The 18104-nt window shown below is 60.5% G+C and carries 18 protein-coding genes; 10 read left to right on the plus strand and 8 right to left on the minus strand.

Translation table 11 applies throughout. The features are described from left to right. The coding region (locus ACTIEN_RS20085) for an ABC transporter permease (protein WP_439524930.1) at window positions 1-734 on the plus strand (734 nt) is incomplete at its 5' end. Beyond that, window positions 731-1822: an ABC transporter ATP-binding protein gene (locus ACTIEN_RS20090; protein WP_439524931.1), complete on the plus strand. Its 1092-nt coding sequence runs from the start codon at window positions 731-733 to the stop codon at window positions 1820-1822. The genes ACTIEN_RS20085 and ACTIEN_RS20090, both read left to right, overlap by 4 nt. Here ACTIEN_RS20090 and ACTIEN_RS20095 read toward each other — a convergent pair. Continuing rightward, window positions 1819-2370 carry a histidine phosphatase family protein gene (locus tag ACTIEN_RS20095; RefSeq protein WP_439524932.1) on the minus strand — a complete coding sequence of 184 codons (552 nt, stop codon included), beginning with the start codon at window positions 2368-2370 and terminating at the stop codon, window positions 1819-1821. The two genes, ACTIEN_RS20090 and ACTIEN_RS20095, sit on opposite strands and share 4 nt — an antisense overlap. A 394-nt stretch (window positions 2371-2764) precedes the next feature. Between ACTIEN_RS20095 and ytfQ the strand changes: the two genes are divergently transcribed. The 8 genes from ytfQ to gcvPB all read left to right on the plus strand — a co-directional run bounded on the left by ytfQ (window position 2765) and on the right by gcvPB (window position 12392). Beyond that, window positions 2765-3709, plus strand: coding sequence for a galactofuranose ABC transporter, galactofuranose-binding protein YtfQ (gene ytfQ, locus ACTIEN_RS20100; RefSeq protein WP_439524933.1), 945 nt, complete (start codon window positions 2765-2767; stop codon window positions 3707-3709). A gap of 81 nt (window positions 3710-3790) precedes the next feature. Further along, window positions 3791-5296 (plus strand): sugar ABC transporter ATP-binding protein, encoded by a 1506-nt coding sequence (locus ACTIEN_RS20105; protein WP_439524934.1) that lies wholly within the window; start codon window positions 3791-3793, stop codon window positions 5294-5296. Continuing rightward, window positions 5293-6315: an ABC transporter permease gene (locus ACTIEN_RS20110; RefSeq protein WP_439524935.1), complete on the plus strand. Its 1023-nt coding sequence runs from the start codon at window positions 5293-5295 to the stop codon at window positions 6313-6315. The genes ACTIEN_RS20105 and ACTIEN_RS20110 overlap by 4 nt, the downstream gene beginning before the upstream one ends. After that, window positions 6312-7280: a galactofuranose ABC transporter, permease protein YjfF gene (yjfF, locus tag ACTIEN_RS20115; RefSeq protein WP_439524936.1), complete on the plus strand. Its 969-nt coding sequence runs from the start codon at window positions 6312-6314 to the stop codon at window positions 7278-7280. The genes ACTIEN_RS20110 and yjfF overlap by 4 nt, the downstream gene beginning before the upstream one ends. A 1-nt stretch (window position 7281) precedes the next feature. Continuing rightward, window positions 7282-8034 carry a FadR/GntR family transcriptional regulator gene (locus tag ACTIEN_RS20120; RefSeq protein ID WP_439524937.1) on the plus strand — a complete coding sequence of 251 codons (753 nt, stop codon included), beginning with the start codon at window positions 7282-7284 and terminating at the stop codon, window positions 8032-8034. A gap of 296 nt (window positions 8035-8330) precedes the next feature. Next, on the plus strand, window positions 8331-9425 hold the full coding sequence (locus tag ACTIEN_RS20125; protein ID WP_439524938.1) for an ATP-NAD kinase family protein: 1095 nt from the start codon (window positions 8331-8333) through the stop codon (window positions 9423-9425). A 31-nt stretch (window positions 9426-9456) separates the two neighbouring features. Further along, window positions 9457-10845 carry an aminomethyl-transferring glycine dehydrogenase subunit GcvPA gene (gene gcvPA / locus ACTIEN_RS20130; RefSeq protein ID WP_439524939.1) on the plus strand — a complete coding sequence of 463 codons (1389 nt, stop codon included), beginning with the start codon at window positions 9457-9459 and terminating at the stop codon, window positions 10843-10845. Continuing rightward, window positions 10842-12392 carry an aminomethyl-transferring glycine dehydrogenase subunit GcvPB gene (gene gcvPB, locus ACTIEN_RS20135; protein ID WP_439524940.1) on the plus strand — a complete coding sequence of 517 codons (1551 nt, stop codon included), beginning with the start codon at window positions 10842-10844 and terminating at the stop codon, window positions 12390-12392. The genes gcvPA and gcvPB overlap by 4 nt, the downstream gene beginning before the upstream one ends. A 15-nt stretch (window positions 12393-12407) precedes the next feature. On the opposite strand, the gene ACTIEN_RS20140 is transcribed toward gcvPB, so the two are convergent. The 7 genes from ACTIEN_RS20140 to ACTIEN_RS20170 form a co-directional block, all read right to left on the minus strand. After that, the gene (locus tag ACTIEN_RS20140) at window positions 12408-12656 is read right to left on the minus strand and encodes a ParB N-terminal domain-containing protein (protein WP_439524941.1); all 249 of its coding nucleotides are present in this window, start codon (window positions 12654-12656) and stop codon (window positions 12408-12410) included. Between the two features lie 47 nt (window positions 12657-12703). Further along, window positions 12704-13405: an SDR family NAD(P)-dependent oxidoreductase gene (locus tag ACTIEN_RS20145; protein WP_439524942.1), complete on the minus strand. Its 702-nt coding sequence runs from the start codon at window positions 13403-13405 to the stop codon at window positions 12704-12706. After that, window positions 13405-14187 (minus strand): SDR family oxidoreductase, encoded by a 783-nt coding sequence (locus ACTIEN_RS20150; RefSeq protein ID WP_439524943.1) that lies wholly within the window; start codon window positions 14185-14187, stop codon window positions 13405-13407. The genes ACTIEN_RS20145 and ACTIEN_RS20150 overlap by 1 nt, the downstream gene beginning before the upstream one ends. Before the next feature lie 36 nt (window positions 14188-14223). After that, window positions 14224-15108, minus strand: a complete 885-nt coding sequence (locus tag ACTIEN_RS20155; RefSeq protein WP_439524944.1) for a dihydrodipicolinate synthase family protein — start codon at window positions 15106-15108, stop codon at window positions 14224-14226. Window positions 15109-15151: 43 nt separating this feature from the next. Next, window positions 15152-16555 carry an aminotransferase gene (locus tag ACTIEN_RS20160; protein WP_439524945.1) on the minus strand — a complete coding sequence of 468 codons (1404 nt, stop codon included), beginning with the start codon at window positions 16553-16555 and terminating at the stop codon, window positions 15152-15154. A 13-nt stretch (window positions 16556-16568) separates the two neighbouring features. After that, window positions 16569-17672, minus strand: a complete 1104-nt coding sequence (locus ACTIEN_RS20165) for an ABC transporter ATP-binding protein (RefSeq protein WP_439524946.1) — start codon at window positions 17670-17672, stop codon at window positions 16569-16571. A gap of 6 nt (window positions 17673-17678) precedes the next feature. Continuing rightward, window positions 17679-18104, minus strand: a 426-nt coding sequence (locus tag ACTIEN_RS20170; RefSeq protein WP_439524947.1) for a carbohydrate ABC transporter permease, incomplete at its 5' end; no start/stop codon positions are given.

Here is an 18104-nt window from a genome sequence, read left to right on the forward strand (position 1 = left end):
TTTATGCAGCGATTGTTTACGGTTCGCTGGTTGAAATCTGGGGCATCAATAATGCCATCACCTTCAGCCACTATGTCGATTTCTGGAATCAGGGCTGGCCGACCGTCTGGTATACGGTCAAGCTTTCAGCCGCGAGCGCCGTCCCTGCAATGATCATCGGTGGGCTGATCGCCTATCTGGTCACGCGGCACCGGTTCTATGGGCGCTCGTATCTGGAGTTCGGATCGCTTTTGTCATTCGCGACGCCGGGGACGGTGATGGGGCTCGCCTATATTCTGGCGTTCAATGATGGTGCGCTTCTGATGACCGGCACATCGGTGATCATCGTGCTGGCACTGGTGTTCCGCAATATGCCTGTTGCGATCCGGGCCTCGATGGCGGGACTGTCCCAGATTGACCAGTCGCTTGAAGAGGCGTCCGCGACGCTGCGGGCCGGGTCCGGGGTAACGATGGTGCGCGTGCTTGCACCGCTGTTGCTCTATCCGCTGCTGGCGGGACTGATATTTGCGTTCGTGTCTGCCATGACATCGGTAAGCCAGGTGATCTTTTTGGTCAGTGCAGGCAACAACCTTGCCACGGTGTTGTTGTTGTCCTGGGTTGAACAGGGACGGTTGGGGCGCGCTGCGGCCATGGCGACAGTGCTGATCTTCGGCTTGCTGATCTTGATCCTGCTGTTGTTGGTCGTCTCGCGCCGCGTCGATGCACGCAATCGTGGAAAAGGAATGTCGCTATGAACATCGGAGCCAAGGTCACATCGGCGGCGGTGATTTTGCAATCGGTCATGAAATCCTTTGGAACTGGTGCATTGGCGGTCGACAATATCGGTCTGACCATTGCGCCCGGCGAACTGGTCACGCTGCTTGGCCCGTCGGGTTGCGGGAAGACCACAACCCTTCGGATGATCGCTGGGCTGGAAGACCCGACCAGCGGAGCCATTGTCATCGGGGACGAGGATGTGACCCATTTGCCTGCCGAAAAGCGCGATGTGACGATGGTTTTTCAATCCTATGCACTTTTTCCGCATATGAACGTGTTTTCGAACGTGGCTTACGGCCTGCGCGTGGCGCGCCGTCCCCGCGTCGAAATCGCCGACCGCGTGGCAGAGGCGCTGTCTCTTGTCGGGCTTGGCGACTACGCGGAACGGGCGGTCGATGCCCTTTCGGGTGGCCAGCAGCAGCGGGTTGCGCTGGCGAGGGCGCTGGTGATGAAACCCCGCGTTATCCTGTTTGACGAGCCGTTGTCGAATCTCGATGCCAAACTGCGCCACCATGTCCGCGCCGAGATCCGCGCACTTCAGCAACGTCTGGGACTGACCGCCGTCTACGTCACGCACGATCAGGAAGAGGCTTTGGCGATTTCGGATCGAGTTGTGGTGATGAATTCCGGGCGGATCGAACAGATCGGTACTCCACGCGAGCTTTATCGCCAACCTGCCACACGGTTTGTCGCCGACTTCATCGGCTCGGCGAATATTGTGTCCGGAGAGTGGGATGGCACGGATGTCATTCTTGACGGCGCCAAATTTCCGCACAGTCAGGACATAGCGCCCGGTCCAGTATCGGTCGTGTTGCGCCCGGAATCTTTGCGTCCGGCGAAAAAGGGACTGGCCGCAACTGTCACGGCGGTGTCGTTTCTTGGGGCTACCACGGAAGTCGAATTCGATACGGTGATTGGTGCCGTAACTGCCTTGTTGCCCGATCAAGATGTTGCAGGATTATGCCCCGGACAAAATGTATCCTTGGGGATCATAGAAGGCGGTCTTCATTTGTTACGCCCTGACACAGTGACAGGCAGCAGCGTGGAACCACGGCTTCGCGCCTAAAGATTAGTGACCAGACGCTCTGCGTTCTGGAATTGATGGCCGGTCAGCGCCCGCAGGAAGGTGCCGTGGCCGACAACGCCGATGGTTTGTTCCGGCCGCGCCTTGAGCCAAGCACTAAAGTCTTCCACCCGCTTCATCAAGACATCCATGGGTTCCTTATCGTAAGGCGCATCAGAACTGGGATCAATGAACCACCAGGGATCATTCAAGTGATCAAAGTCGAACATCGGAAAAAGCTTGCAAAGATGCGAAGGGCTGCGGCCCACATCGCAATAGCTGTCAAGATGTTCGCGGTGGAGATCAAGAATGACGCGGGGCGCGGGGCTGTGGGCAAAGGCGCGTAGCGCGGTCTGAATGGTGCGGGTGAAGGGCGTAATGACCACAAGGTCAAAGACAGGCCCGCCAGTCATCTCGGAACCCAGTGTCTGAGCTTGTTTCAACCCCAATTCAGTCAGTGCAGCATCGCGCACCATCGGATCGGGCTGACCCGGTTCCTGCAAAGCGTTGTGCAACGACTGGGCGTGTCGGATGAAGTGAAATGTCTGCAAGCTTTGCACTCCGTTTCAATCTGTCATCCTTTTGCACAGACCAGTCACAGCCACCAGACAAATGGAGATCCCCAAGCCGATAGACAAATCGACAACGCCGTGCGGCAGAGATTCAATCTTGGATCCGGTCGTCGCGCCCGCTGCGATCCGGCCAGGCTGGAGTCTTCACATCGATTGACGGAGTTCTAAGACCTTTGACCAATTATTTCCCAGATACCAAAGGAAGAGGTGGTGTCGCAAACCTTGCTCGGCAGGTGCGTTTTGTAACGTCGCGATTCAATGGGTAGGCTTTCCCCACGTCAATTTTCGGTCAAAACGGAATTCGTCCCTCTTGCATTAAGTAATACTATATGACTTTATCGATTCAGGCTTCGGCCGTTTCAGGGAGGAAACCATGAACAAACTATTGCTAGGTGCAGCCATTGCTGCGCTCTCGACAAGTGCGACCGCTCAGACGATCGGGTTCTCGCAGATCGGATCGGAATCGGGCTGGCGTGCAGCCGAAACGACCGTGACCCGGCAGGAAGCCGAGGCGCGCGGCGTTGATCTGCGTTTTTCGGATGCCCAGCAGCGGCAGGAGAATCAGATTGCCGCAATTCGGTCCTTCGTCGCCCAGGGCGTCGACGCGATCCTGCTTGCGCCTGTCGTGGCGACAGGCTGGGATTCGGTGCTGGAAGAAGCCAAAGAGGCCGAAATCCCCGTCGTTCTTCTGGACCGCCGGGTCGACAGTTCCGACGATCTATATCTGACCGCCGTCGGCTCTGATCTGGTTCACGAAGGTCAGGTTGCCGGTCAGTGGCTGGTCGACAACAAGCCCGAGGGCGACTGCCGCGTGGTCGAGCTTCAGGGCACCACCGGGTCGTCGCCCGCCATCGACCGTGCGACCGGCTTCCGCAATGCGATCGAAGGCAACGCCGAGATCGAGATTGCACGCAGTCAGACCGGTGACTTCACCCGCTCCGGCGGCAAGGAAGTCATGGAAAGCTTCCTTCAGGCCGAAGGTGGCGGTGAAAACATCTGCGCACTCTATGCCCACAACGATGACATGGCGATCGGTGCGATCCAGGCGATCAAGGAAGCCGGGATCGACCCGGGCGACGACATCCTGATCGTCTCCATCGATGCCGTCCCGGACATCTTCCTGGCCATGGCGGAGGGGGATGCCAACGCGACGGTTGAACTGACACCGAACATGGCGGGCCCGGCCTTTGACGCGCTGGAAGCCTACATGGCCGACGGCACCGAGCCCGAGAAATTTATCCAGACCGAGTCCGCGCTTTACACGCAGGACGACGATCCGATGGCCGAATACGAGGCCCGCAAGGACCTCGGCTACTGATCTTGTCGGACCAGCGGGCATGACTGCCCGAAAGCGGCGCCCCGTTGGGGCGCCGCACTGATCGTTTCAGAAAGGCACCGGATGCTCCTTACCGTCCGCGACTTGACCAAGACTTTCCCAGGAACACTGGCGCTTGACAATGTGCGGCTCGATCTTGCCGCAGGCGAAGTGCATGCGCTTCTGGGTGAGAACGGCGCTGGAAAGTCGACACTCATCAAATGTCTGACCGGCGTTCACGCACGCGACAGCGGTAGAATCGAACTTGACGGTCATCCCATTTCGCCCGCCTCGACCCACGACGCCCAAGAACTCGGGATCGGCACCGTCTATCAGGAGGTCAACCTTCTGCCCAACCTGACCGTGGCAGAAAACCTGACCTTTGGCCGCCAACCGACGCGCTTCGGCATGGTCTCGGGCCGCCGCATGCGCGCCGATGCGGAAGAGATGCTGGCAGGCTACGGCCTTGATCAGGTGAACGTCTCGCGCGAGTTGGGGAGCTATTCCGTGGCAGTCCAGCAGATCGTCGCCATAGCCCGCGCCGTGGCTCTGTCAGGCAAGGTCCTTATTCTCGATGAACCCACCGCAAGCCTTGATGCGCGCGAGACCGAGACCCTGTTCGAGGTTGTGCGCGGCCTGCGCGAACGGGGGCTGGGGATCATCTTCATCTCGCATTTTCTTGATCAGGTGTTCTCGCTCAGCGACCGGATGACCGTGTTGCGCAACGGCCAGCACATCGTGACTGAAAAGACCTCCAAGACCAACCGCGTCGAGCTGATTCATCACATGCTTGGCCATGAACTCGTGGAGGCGGAACAACGCCATGCCGCCCGCAAGGGGTGTGCCGATCTGCTGACGTTCAAGGGGATCAGTCGTCGCGGCAAGATCGAACCCTTCGATCTCGACGTGCGGGCGGGCGAGGTTATCGGACTGGCCGGGCTGCTTGGTTCTGGCCGCACCGAAACCGCCGACGTGCTTTTTGGCAGGACACCCGCCGATCGGGGCGAGGCCTGGGACACGCAGGGCAAGCTCAACCTCAGCACGCCCCGCATGGCTATCGCAGAGGGCTTTGGCTATGCGCCCGAAGACCGCAAGACCGACGGGATCGTCGCGGATCTGTCCGTGCGCGAGAACATCGCGCTGGCGCTTCAGGCCCGGCGCGGCTGGGCAAGGCCGATCCCGCAAGCCGAGCAGAAGAAGCTGGCCAATGATTATATCCGCCGGCTCGACATCCGAACATCAAGCGCGGAAAAGGCAGTGGGCGATCTCTCGGGCGGGAACCAGCAGAAAGTCGTTTTGGCCCGCTGGCTCGCGATGAACCCTCGCTTTCTCATTCTTGATGAGCCGACGCGCGGAATCGACGTCGGCGCCCATGCCGAAATCCTCAGGCTGATCGGCGACCTCACGGATCAAGGCATGTCCATTCTCCTGATCTCTTCGGAGTTCGACGAACTGATCGCGGCCTCCGACCGGGTCATCGTGGTCCGCGACCGCGAGCACGTGTCGCAGCTTGTCGGCGAAGAGATCGAGACCAATCGGATCATCAATGCGATCGCCACGCGCGACGACGCCGAAAGGGCCACGTCATGAGCCGGAGATTGCGCCGCCTTGCCCCGCAACTGCTGACCCTCATCGCGGTCATCGCGCTGGTGACCGCTTATTTTCCCAGTTTCCTGTCCGTCGAGATTTCTGACGGTCGCTTTGTCGGCAGTGCGATCGACGTTCTCAAACGCGGCGCGCCGGTGGCCTTGCTGGCCGTCGGAATGACGCTGGTGATCGCCACGCGTGGCATCGATCTCAGTGTCGGTGCGGTCATGGCGATCTGCGGTGCTGCATCGGCATGGGCCATCGCCAGCGGCTTCGGAGTGGCCGCCGCGCTTGCCGTCGGGCTGGGCGCGGGCCTGCTTTGCGGTCTGTGGAACGGCTTTCTTGTTGCCGTTTTCGGCATACAGCCGATTGTCGCCACGCTGATCCTGATGGTCGGCGGGCGCGGCATTGCCCAGATGATCACCGAAGGACGCATCCTGACCTTCAGCCACGAGGGCTTTGCCTTTTTCGGTGCCGGAGACGTTCTGGGCATCCCCACGCCCATCGTAATCTGGATCTGCACCGGCATCGCCTTTGGCCTGCTGGTCCGGCGGACTGCGCTTGGCCTTCTGATCGAAGCGATCGGGATCAATCGCCCCGCCAGTGCGCTGGCCGGTGTGAATGCGCAGGTTCTTCTGATCGCCGTCTATGTCGCCTCGGGACTCTGTGCGGCGCTTGCGGGGATTATCGTGACTGCGGATATCCGAGGCGCCGACGCCAACAACGCAGGTCTCTGGCTCGAACTTGACGCGATCCTCGCGGTTGTGATTGGCGGCACGTCTCTTTTGGGTGGGCGCTTTTCCATCGCCGCATCGCTTCTGGGTGCGCTCATCATACAGACAATCGACACCGGCATCCTGCTTGCGGGCTTTCCGTCTGAATTCAACCTCGTGATCAAGGCCGGTCTCGTCGTTGTCATTCTCGTGCTGCAATCGCCGAAGCTGAGCCCGCATCTGTCGCGCAAGCTGCGACGATCGCGTGGCACGGATACGTCACGGGATTCAAAGGAGGCCACAGAATGAACGCGCGCATTCTTCCACTTTATGCGACGGTCGTCATCTTCCTGATTGCCTACCTGATCTGTTACATCCAGTTCCCGGCGATGCTGTCGACGCGCGTGGTCGGCAACCTTCTGACCGACAATGCCTATCTGGGCATCGTTGCGGTCGGAATGACGGTTGTGATCCTGTCGGGCGGAATTGACCTGTCCGTCGGGTCGGTCATCGCCTTCTCCGGGGTCTTTGTCGCCGTGATGCTGCGCGACACCGGCCTGCATCCGCTGATCGTCTTTACCATGCTGCTTGCAATCACCACAGGTTTCGGCGCGGCGATGGGCGCACTGATCCACGGGCTGGCGATGCCTGCGTTCATTGTCACGCTGGCGGGCATGTTTCTGGCGCGCGGTGCGGCCTACATGCTGACCATCGACAGCGTGCCCATCGACCATGCTTTCTACGATGTGCTGGGCGGCTATTACCGGATGCCCGGCGGCGGGCGCCTGACGTTGATCGGCGTCATGATGCTGTTGACCGTTCTTGCAGGCATGATCATCGCCCACCGCACCCGGTTCGGCACCTCCGTCTTTGCGTTGGGCGGAGGAGAGCACACAGCCCGGCTGATGGGCGTTTCCGTCGGCCTCACGACTGTCAAGATCTACGCGTTCTCGGGCTTCATGGCCGGACTGTCGGGCATCGTGTTCTCGGTCTACACCGGATCGGGCTACCCGCTGGCGACCGTCGGCACCGAACTGACCGCAATCGCCACCGTGGTCATCGGGGGAACGATTCTTTCCGGAGGGTCCGGCTATGTCTTCGGCACATTGATCGGCGTCCTCACGATGGGCCTGATCCAGACCTATATCGTGTTCGATGGATCGCTTTCGAGCTGGTGGACCAAAATCGTCATTGGAATGCTTTTACTTCTGTTTATTCTGCTTCAAAAGGGTCTCCTGACCCTAGGACAACGACAGCGAAGCTCGCCAACCTGACATGAAGCAACTTTTCGGCCAGATCGATCCGCGACAGCGCGAGACCAGCGGAAGTCACGGACGGGTCGTTGAGGGGATCGGTCGCTCCATCGTCGCAGGAAAACCGCCGCCCGGCGACCTGCTTCCGCGGGACGAGGAACTGGTCGAGGAATTCGGCGTTTCGCGTACCGTCTTGCGCGAGGCGATGAAAACGCTGGCCGCCAAGGGCATGGTTGCCCCCAAGGCGCGGGTCGGCACACGCATCCAACCCCGGCACGAATGGAACATGTTCGACGCCCAGGTGCTTCGCTGGCATCTTGACGGAGAGCCGAGCGACAGCTTTTACGAGCAGCTTTTCGAAATGCGGCTGGCCTTCGAGCCCCACGCAGCCGCGCTCGCCGCGCGCGATGCCACGACCGAGGACATCGCCCGCATCCAGGCCTGTGTGGCGGTGATGCGTTCGGCCGAAGGCGAAGCCGAATTCTCGCTGGCTGATTTTGAGTTTCATCAGGCCATCTTCGATGCTGCGGGCAACGCCTTTTTCTTTTCCGTTGTGTCGCTGGTCGGTGCGGCCCTGCTTTCACTGCTCCGGCGATCATCACCTGAACCAAAGCCGGGCCAGCAGGTGAAAATCTGCAACGATCATCAGCGTATCGTCGATGCCATCGCGGCAAGGGACGAGGTTGCGGCAAGGGACGCAATGCAGGTCGTTATCGAAGTCGGTTGGGCGCGTGTTTTCGGGAATGCTTCAACCGACGGAGTTCAGCCGCTTTGAAAATACCACTGCTGCCCTTCGAGTAGTGCGAGCAGGCGCCAACGCGTCGGCAGTGTCTGCTTGCAAAGCTGAGTCTTGAAGCCGTCTCGTCCGCAGCGAATGTCTGGTTTCCTGACGTTTTCGGTGTGGGCCACGGCGTGACGATGGCTGCCATCATCAAAGCCAGTCAAAGATCAGAACAGCCGGGGAAAATGATCGGGGGGAAATGCAGTTTTCCTGTTGCTCCTCGGCTCTTCCGTGTGCATTGTTTCGAAGTGCGAACAAAAGTCCGAAAATGACATGAGGCTGGTCAGAATATGAACTCGCTCGGATTCCTTGTGAATCCCTATGCCGGGATAGGCGGTCCTGCGGCCTGGAAAGGCAGCGACGATCCTGCTCTTGCAGCGCGCGTTCGCTCCGAAGGTGGGCAGCTTACTTCACCTGTGCGTGCAGAGCGCGCGCTGGCTGCCTTTCTGCAATCTTTTCCGGCGGCATCCATCTTTACTGGTCCCAAGGCGCTTGGACAGGAGCTTGCTCCGATGGCATCGGTCCTGCACGTTGACGCGCTGTCCTATTCTCCCGACGACACGCGCGCGCTGGTTGCTGCCATGCAAGGCAAGGTGTCCCTCATCCTGTTTTGCGGTGGCGATGGTACAGCCCGTGATGTGGCCGCTGCCAACATATCCGGAGTTCCGATCCTTGGCATCCCGGCGGGCGTCAAGATGCATTCCGGGGTCTTTGCCCGCAGTCCCGAACGGGCAGGACAGGCCGCCGCCGCGTTTCTGAAAGATCCCGATCACCCGGTCGAATTGGTGGAGATCCTTGATATCGACGAAGCGGAACGTCGCGCCGGCCGATTGTCGGCACAACTGTTTTCCGTTGCACGCAGCCCTGTGGCACGCGGGGTGCGGCAAAACCCCAAGGCCGGAGGAGGAGATCTCCTGGCCGAAACAGATGCGGCGCTGGCCGAGTATGTGCGGCGGATGGAACCCGGCTGCCTTTATATACTGGGTCCGGGCACGACAATGAATGCGCTCAAGGACCGGCTTGGCGGTGGGAGGCTGCTTGGGGTCGATCTGGCACGGGATGGCGCAATTGTCGACCGTGACCTGAGCGAGGAGCAATTGCTTGCTGCACTTGCGGACGGCGCACCGGCGCGGATCGTTCTGACGGTTGTGGGCGGCCAGGGTTTCATTCTGGGGCGCGGCAACCAGCAGATTTCCGGACGGTTGATCAACCGCGTCGGACCCGACCGGATCGATGTGATCTGCGCGGCCGACAAGCTCAACGCGCTCAACCCGCAGGAATTGACCGTCGATACCGGCGATGTCGCACTTGATGCGCGACTGGCCGGCTATTGGCAGGTCACTACAGGACCGGGGCGACGTCAGGTCGTCCGGGTCGTGCATTGACATGAGACATGACAAAACGAGGAGCCGAGACATGACCAAAGCCCATCCGTGGATGGCGAATTCCGTCCCGTCGATCCAGCAGGAGATGCTGTCAGCGCTGGGGTTGAATTCGGTGGACAGCCTGTTTTCGCAGATCCCCGAGGATCACTTGTACGCCAAGCCGTTCAACCTGCCTCCGCAACTGGCCTCCGAGGTGGCGCTGTCGCGGCATCTGGACGACCTGATGCGCAAGAATGTCACCTGCAAGGACAACCTGTCCTTTCTGGGTGCTGGGGCTTGGCCACATTATGTACCCGCGATCTGTGATGAGGTGGCCAACCGCTATGAATGGCAGACCTCGGTTTTTGGTTCGCCGACATCGGATCACGGCCGCAATCAGGCGTGGTTCGAATTTTGCAGCCAGATTGGCGCATTGGTCGAAATGGATTTCGTCGGTTTACCTGTTTATTCTTGGGGCTGTGCGATTGGCCATTCGGTGCGCATGGCATCGCGCATGACGGGGCGGCGCAAGGTGTTGATCCCGGCGGTGATGGACCCGGAACGCCTGTCGGTGCTGCGCAACTATTGCGAACCGCGCGAGATGGCCCGGCATATCGAGATCGTCGAGATTGCGGTGGGTGCGGACGGCTGCATTGACCGGGACGATCTGGCGGCCAAGATGGATGACAGCGTCGCGGCCCTGTATTTTGAAACCCCGTCTTATCATGGCGTGATTGACGACGATCCCAGCACACTCTGCGACATGGCGCGCAAGGTTGGGGCAGAGGCCATCGTCGGTGTCGATCCCCTGTCGTTGGGCCTGCTGGAGGCGCCCGGTGCTTATGGTGCCACCATCGCTGTTGGTCCGACACAGCCGATGGGTGTTCACATGAACGCTGGCGGCGGGGTCGGCGGCTTTATCGCCAGCCCGGATGAAGAGCGGTACGCCCGCGAATACAACACGCTCAACATCTCGATCGGGGAAACGATCAAGGAAGGCGAATACGGGTTCGGCCTGACGTTGTTCCATCAAACATCTTATGGCAGCCGCGAGGAAGGCAAGGACTGGACCGGCAACTCGGTCTATCTCTGGGCGCTGGCCAATGCCGCCTACATGAGCGCGATGGGGCCAGAAGGCTTTGCCGACATCGGGCGGCTGATCATGGCCCGGTCGCGTCACGCGGCCGAGGCCATCGACGGGCTTGCGGGGTGTTCCGTCGATCTGGGCCGCCCTGTCTTCAAGGAATTCGTTGTCACGTTCGACAGCGCCAAGGTTGCCGATGTGAACGACGCGCTGCGCAAGCGCGGGATTTTCGGTGGCAAGGATATCAGTGGCGAGCCGGGTATCGACGGACAGTGCATGCTGGTCTGCGTGACCGAAGCCCATACCGAGGGTGATATCGCCCGACTTGTATCGACATTGAAGGAGGTGTTGGCATGACCGCCCCCATCGCAAACAGAACCAAAGCGCAATTCAACGGTTTTCAGGCCCCCCGCTGGGCGGAACCCGTCGTCATGGAAATGGGCTGTCCCGGTCGCCGGGGCGTGGTGTTCGACGATGCACCTGCGCCGGACCTGCCCAAAGGCGCGATGCGCAAGACCGCGCCCGCCTTGCCGGAACTGACCGAGCATGATGCGCTGCGCCACTATCTGCATCTGAGCCAGATGACGCTGGGCATGATGGGTGTGTCGCTGTTTGGCACCTGCACGATGAAATACAACCCACGCATCGGCGAACGTGCGGCGATGGAGCATCTGGCGGACCTGCACCCGTTGCAGCACCCGGACACGTTGCAAGGTGTGCTGGAGCTTTACGACAACTTCAGCGATTTCCTGTGCGAAGTCAGCGGCATGGACCAGTTCGTGTTCCAGGCGGGTGGCGGGGCCGATGCGGCCTATACCCATGCCTGCGTCACCCGCGCCTATCACGCCTCTCGCGGAGAACTGGAGCAACGCGACCAGATCATCACCACGATCCAGACGCATCCCTGTTCGCCCGCCACGGCCAACACTGCCGGGTTCGAGGTGATCACGCTTAGCCTTGAGGAGGGAGGGTATCCGTCGCTCGAACAGCTCAAATCGGTAATCGGCCCGCGCACGGCAGCGTTGATGGTGAACAACCCCGATGACATGGGGATCTACAATCCCGACATCAAGGAATGGGTGCGGTTGGTGAAGGAGGCCGGTGGTTTGTGCTTCTATGACCACGCCAATTTCAACGGCGTGATGACGCGCCTACGGGCACGGGAACTGGGCTTCGATGCCTGCATGTACATGCTGCACAAGACCTTTGGCGCACCCAAGGGCGGCGGTGGTCCGGCCGTCGGTGCTTATGGCTGCGCCGAACATCTGGTGCCGTTCCTGCCGTCGCCTTTGGTGGTCAAGGATGGCAACCGCTACACGCTCGACGACGACCGCCCGCACAGCATCGGGCGGGTGCGTGAATTCTGGGGCAACGCACCGCAGGTGCTCAAGGCCTATGCCTGGGCACGGGCGATGGGGGCCGAGGGGCTGCGCACCGCTGCCGATGTGTCGGTTCTGGCCAACAATTACATGGACAAGCGGCTGTCCGAAGTGAAGGGCGTCAGCCGCTCCAACCCCGATGTGACCGCGCCGCGCATGGAGATGACGCGCCATTCGGTCGAACAGGTGACGAAAGACACCGGCTGTACCATCGTCGACATTTCCAACCGCATGACCGATTTCGGCATCGACGCGCTGTGGCTGAGCCATGAGCCTTGGCTGGTGGCCGAACCCTTCACGCCCGAGGCCGGAGAATTGTGGTCGCGCGAGGATATCGACTACTGGATCGACGTGATGGAGCATGTCATCCACGAAGCCTACGAAACACCGGATGTGGTGAAGACCGCGCCTCACAATGCGCCGATCCACCAGATCAAGGGGGCCGATATGGCGGATCCTGCGCAATGGGCCACAACGTGGCGGGCCTATACCCGCAAGCACGCCAAGCGGTTGGCGGCGGAATAGCGAAAGCAGGGCCCGTCAGTGAAGGCGGGCCCGCACCAGATACGCCTCGATGTAGGTCTCGCCAAGCGCGCGCATTGCCTCAAGCCTGTGCAGACCTTCGACCAGGATAAAACCCGTTCCGTCCCTGCGGACCTGAATGGGTATGGTCATGCCATTTTGCAAAATGTCTTCGCCAAGGCTTTGCACTTTTGCAGGATCAAGCGTCTTTGCGCGTTTCGCCGGCACGCGGATATCGGTCAGGGACAGGGTCTGTTTTTCCAACATGCCCAACCCTGCCTGCAAATCTGCAAAACCGCCAGCGAAGTTTGATTTCAAATCGTGCTTTCCAACCGCGTGTTGGCGACGATTTCGGGGATACTCGCCTGATTGGGCAGCCTGAGCACCAGCGACACGATCTCGGCCACGTCCTGTGGTTGCAGGCGTTGCGCCTTTGGCGTGACGCCCGGCAAATCGGCGATCATGTCTGTATCGACGGCACCGGGGCAGATGGCTGTGCCGCGCAACCCGTCGTCCCAACCGGCAAAGCGCACCGCGTGGGTCATGGCGATCAGCGCCTGCTTGGTCATCACGTAGCCGATGGAGGCGCTGGCATCGCGGTAGCGTTTGCCATCGGTCGAGGCGATGTTGACCACGCGCCCTCGGCCTGAAGCCTTGAGATGGGGCAGGGCGGCGCGGATCAGGCGAAAGGGAGCCTTGACGTTGACGCCCCACATGGCGTCGAGATCGTCTTCGTCGCCTGTCTCGAACGTTACCATGCGCAGGATACCGGCGTTATTGATAAGCGCGTCGGGCGCGCCCATCTGCGCAAGCGTGGCATCGACCCACGATTGCGCTGTGCCGGGGTCGTCCGCGTCGAACCTATGGGCGGTCACGCTGTCTCCAAATGCTTCTTGCACCGCATCGGGATTGCGCGCGCCGACGGACACGCGGTAGCCGTCGGCAAGACACCGCTGGACCAGCGCCGCGCCCAGACCACGCGCGCCGCCCGAGACCATGACCAGACGTGGCTCCATCAGAAGAGACCCTGATAAACGCCACCATCGTTGATGATGTTTTGTCCAAGGATGAACCCGGCCTGCGCCGAGCACAGGAAGGTGACCAGATCACCGCATTCCGACGGATCGGCGAACCGGCCTGCGGGTACGCTTTGCAGACGGTTCTCGACAATCGCCTCGTAGGTTGTGTTGCCGCGCCGCGCGTGGTTGTGCAGGTTCGTGGTCAGCGCGTCGGTATCAAAGAAACCGGGACAGACGGTGTTGATGGTCACGTTGTCCGGGGCCACATCCCGCACCATCGACGCAATCGCGCCCGACAGCGCCAGACGCGCGGCGTGGGAATGGGCGAAGTTCTGTTGCGGGAACTTGATGAAGCTGACCGAGATGTTAACGATCCGTCCGAATTTGCGATCGCGCATCCCCGGCAGAACCGTCTGGATCATCTGGAGCGACGAGAAGAAATGCACGTCCAGCCAGTATTGCCATTCGTCCTTGTCCCATTCAGTGAAATCGCCGGGGATCTGGCGCACGCCGGGGTTGGTGACAAGGATGTCCGGTTCGCCAGCCGCGGCAAACACCGCCTCGCGCCCCTCATCGGTATTGTAATCGGCAGCCACGGTCGTGACCTTGACGCCATGCGCCTGACGAATGTCCTCGGCAGTGGCCTCGAGCGCATCCTCGGAGCGCGCGTTCAGAACAAGATCAACCCCTTCTCCGGCCAGTGACATGGCGCAGGCACGGCCAAGCCCCTTGCTTGCCGCGCTGACGATTGCCTTGCGTCCCTTGAGCCCCAAATCCATGTGTTTGTCTTCCTTTCGAGTTCAGTGTAGCGGCGCTCAGGCCGCTGTGTCCTTGCGGTCGAGTATCTGGTTCAGCCCTTGCAGCAACTCCTGCAAAGCCTCCCCTTCAAGAGGTTGCAGGGGAGCGCGAGGGGTTCCGCCACCCGGAAAGCCCAGGTGATCCATCGCCGCCTTGGTTGCCGGATACAAGGTACGCCCGCCGCTGACAAAAAGATCTGTCAGCGCCTGCGCGCGCGCCTGATATTCCCAAGCCGTTTCGATCTTGCCAGCTTGGTACAGGGACCACATGTCGATACATCCCGTCCACACGTTCGGGAAGCAGTCGATCAACCCGTCGCACCCCGCCAGCATCGCGGGCACTCCGATGGTCGACGACGGGCCGCAGAACACCTTGATCCGCCCCTTGCAGACATACAGTGTTTTCTGGAAATTGATCCAGTCGCCAGAGCTTTCCTTGATCGCGACAACTGGATCAAGATTGGCGAGGACATCGACGATCTGAGGCGTCAGCGCGTTCCCGGCATTCCCGGGAATGTTGTACAGCATGATCGGCAGCGGTGCCTCGGCCGCAACCGTTTCATAATGTCGGATCACCTCGCGTTCGGTGAGATGGGCGAAGTACGGGGGAAGAACGAGCGCACCGTTGCATCCGGACTCCTTGGCGGCATGAAGCGCCTCGATTACACCCGACGGTGTGATCGCAGCGGCACCAACGATGGTGGTGCCGTTGTCTCCGACAGTGTTGACCGCCGTCTTGTAAACTGCGGCTCGTTCGGTTTCGGTCAGGCTCCAGAATTCGCCAGTGCACCCGGCGGCAATGACGCCGGTCGATCCGGCCGACAACATGCGGCGGATGTTCCTGGCGAGCCCTTCGTGATCCACCTCTCCCGATTGGGTGAAGGGGGTGGTAATCGCGGGCATGGCACCCGTCCAGTCTATGCTGGTTTTGTTCACTGGTCTGACCTCAGGCTGCTGTGGTGGTAAGTTGGCCTTCGGCCTTCAACGCGCTGTAAATCTGTTCGGCGGCGCGTCGAATGGTCGAAATGGCAAGATCGATCTCTTCATGTGTGACGATGAATGGTGGAGAAAAAGACACCGCGTCGCCGTTGGGCAAGGCACGCGCGATCACCCCATCTTCGAGTGCGGCGCGAACGATGCGGGCGGCGACGGTAAGTTTAGGGTCGAACTTGCGCCAACCTTCGGACGTGGGCTGGGCAAATTCCACCGCTGCCACTAGCCCAAGTCCGCGTACTTCGGCGGCGATGGGCAGATCGGCAAAGGCCTGTTTCAGGGTGGTGTTCAGATAGGTTCCCATCTCTCCTGCGCGGCTTACAAGGTTGTCCTCTTCCAGGATATCCAGATTGGCCAACGCGGCGGCCGCCATCACCGGATGAGCCGTATATGTGTATCCATGCCCGAACGCGCCGAACTTGGCGGCACCCTGACCAGAGATCACCGACCAGACCTTTTCACCGACCAGAACACCAGACAGCGGCGCATACCCCGAGGTGATGCCCTTGGCCACGGACATGAGATCGGGTGTCATGTCCATCTTTTCGGACCCGAACCATGTGCCCAGACGTCCGAAGCCACAGATCACCTCGTCGGCGATCAAAAGAACATCGTACCGATCCAGAACTGCCTGGATTTTCGGAAAATAGCCGTCCGGCGGCACGATCACGCCCCCTGCGCCCATGACCGGCTCTGCGATAAAGGCCGCGACCGTGTCTGGACCTTCGGCAACAATCAGGTCTTCGAGTTCTTGCGCCAGGCGATCGCTGAACGCAGCATCGGTCTCGTCGGGCAGCCGTGTCCACAAATTGTGCGGCGCAGAGACATGGCGGATCATCGGCAGAGGCAAGTCAAAACCCGCATGCAGCCCCGGCAGCCCGGTCAGACCACCCGTCATGACAGTCACGCCGTGATAGCCGCGATCCCGCGAGATGATCTTCTTTTTCTGCGGCATGTCGCGGGCATTGTTGTAAAACCAGACCAGCTTGACCTGCGTGTCATTTGCGTCAGACCCGGACGCACCAAAGAAGACCTTTCTAAACCCTTTGGGCGCTTTCGAGATCACCCGTTCGGCCAGCACCGCCGCCGGTTCCGTCGCCATCGACGAAAACCCGTGAAAGTAGGACAACTTGCGTGCCTGGTCGGCCATCGCATCGGCAATGCGGTCGCGGCCATAGCCGACATTCACACACCACAGGCCCGCCATCGCATCGAAATACCGCTTGCCCGCGTCATCGGTGATCCAGCACCCCTGTGCGGTTTGCGCCATCATGGCGGCTCCGCTTTGCTCGTGTGCGTTTGCCATGCTGAACGGGTGGAAGACGTAATTCCGGTCAAGATCCCTGATATGCGCCATGTTTGGTCCTTTCCTATCGCGACCGCATCGGGATCACCGAAGCCGCGTCGTCCTTATTGAGCCTTGGGCCTTCTTCACCGGGAGCGAAGAGGTGAATGGCGTCCGGGTGAAATCCGATCTGCACAGTCTGCCCCACATCCAGGCGTCGTCCGGCATCCGTGCGCGCCAGAAGACGTGTGCCGTCCGTCAATTCCAATGTGACGATCTGTTCGTGTCCGGTGTTTTCCACAAGCCTGATCTTGGCGGGCACATCGCCATCGCCAATCGACACGAATTCAGGTCGCACACCCAGCACAAACGCGCCGCTGCCCAGATCGTCGGTAAACTGGTTGCGGTCGATCTCGATGCCATGACCGGCAAACAGGAACCGCGACCCCTCGACTTGGCCCTCAAGCTGGTTCATGGACGGCGTTCCGATGAAACTGGCAACAAAGCGGTTGGCCGGTCGGTTGTAGACGGCGTCGGGCGTGTCGAACTGTTGCAGCTTGCCGCCATGCATCACAGCAATGCGGTTGGCCATCGTCATCGCCTCAAGCTGGTCATGGGTGACGTAGACCATCGTCTTGCCCAGGCGGCGGTGCAGCTCGATCAGCTCGGCGCGCATGTAGCTGCGCAGCTTGGCATCTAGGTTCGACAGCGGTTCGTCGAGCAGGAACACCTTGGGTTCGCGAACCAGCGCACGGCCAAGGGCAACGCGCTGTTGCTGGCCACCAGACAATTGCTTGGGTTTGCGATCCAGCAGCGGTTCGAGTTGCAGCAACTCCGCGGCCTTCTGCACCGCGACCTTGCGATCCGCCGCTTTAACGCCGCGTTTCTTGAGCGGGTAGGCGATGTTCTCGGCCACGCTCATGTGCGGGTAAAGCGCGTAGGACTGGAACACCATCGCGATGTCGCGTTTGCCGGGGGCCACGTCATTGACCACGCGCCCGTCGATCGAAATGTCGCCCGAGGTCGGAAAGTCCAGCCCGGCCAACATGCGCAACGTCGTGGATTTGCCGCAGCCCGACGGGCCCAGCAAGGCGACAAATTCGCCTGACTTGATTTCGATGTCCAGATTTTCCAACGCGACGAACGTGCCGAATTGCTTGCGGACATTGGTGAGGGTGACATCAGCCAAGAGAGATTATCCTTTCACGCCACCGGCACCGAAGCCGCTGGTCAGATAGCTTTGCAGGAAGGCGAAGACGATAATGAGCGGAAGGCTCATCATCACGGACGCCGCCATGAGAAGGGACCATTCGATGTTGAAGGCCGAAATGAGCATCGACATCACGCCCGTGGTGAGCGGTGCGACGCTGTCCGAATTCACCAGCACCAGCGCGTAAAGATATTCGTTCCACGACAGGATGAAGGTGAAAAGCGCGGTCGAGATGATGCCGGGTAGAAGCTGCGGCAGAATGATGTCCCGGAATGCGCCCATGCGGGACGCCCCGTCCACCAGCGCGGCGGATTCCAGATCCTCGGGCACACCTTCCATGAAGGACCGGAGCAGCCATAGGGCGTAGGGCAGGGCAAAGGTCGTATGCGCCAGGATCAGACTGACCAGTGT

This window comes from Marivita sp., from assembly GCF_051859345.1.
Taxonomy (GTDB): domain Bacteria; phylum Pseudomonadota; class Alphaproteobacteria; order Rhodobacterales; family Rhodobacteraceae; genus Marivita.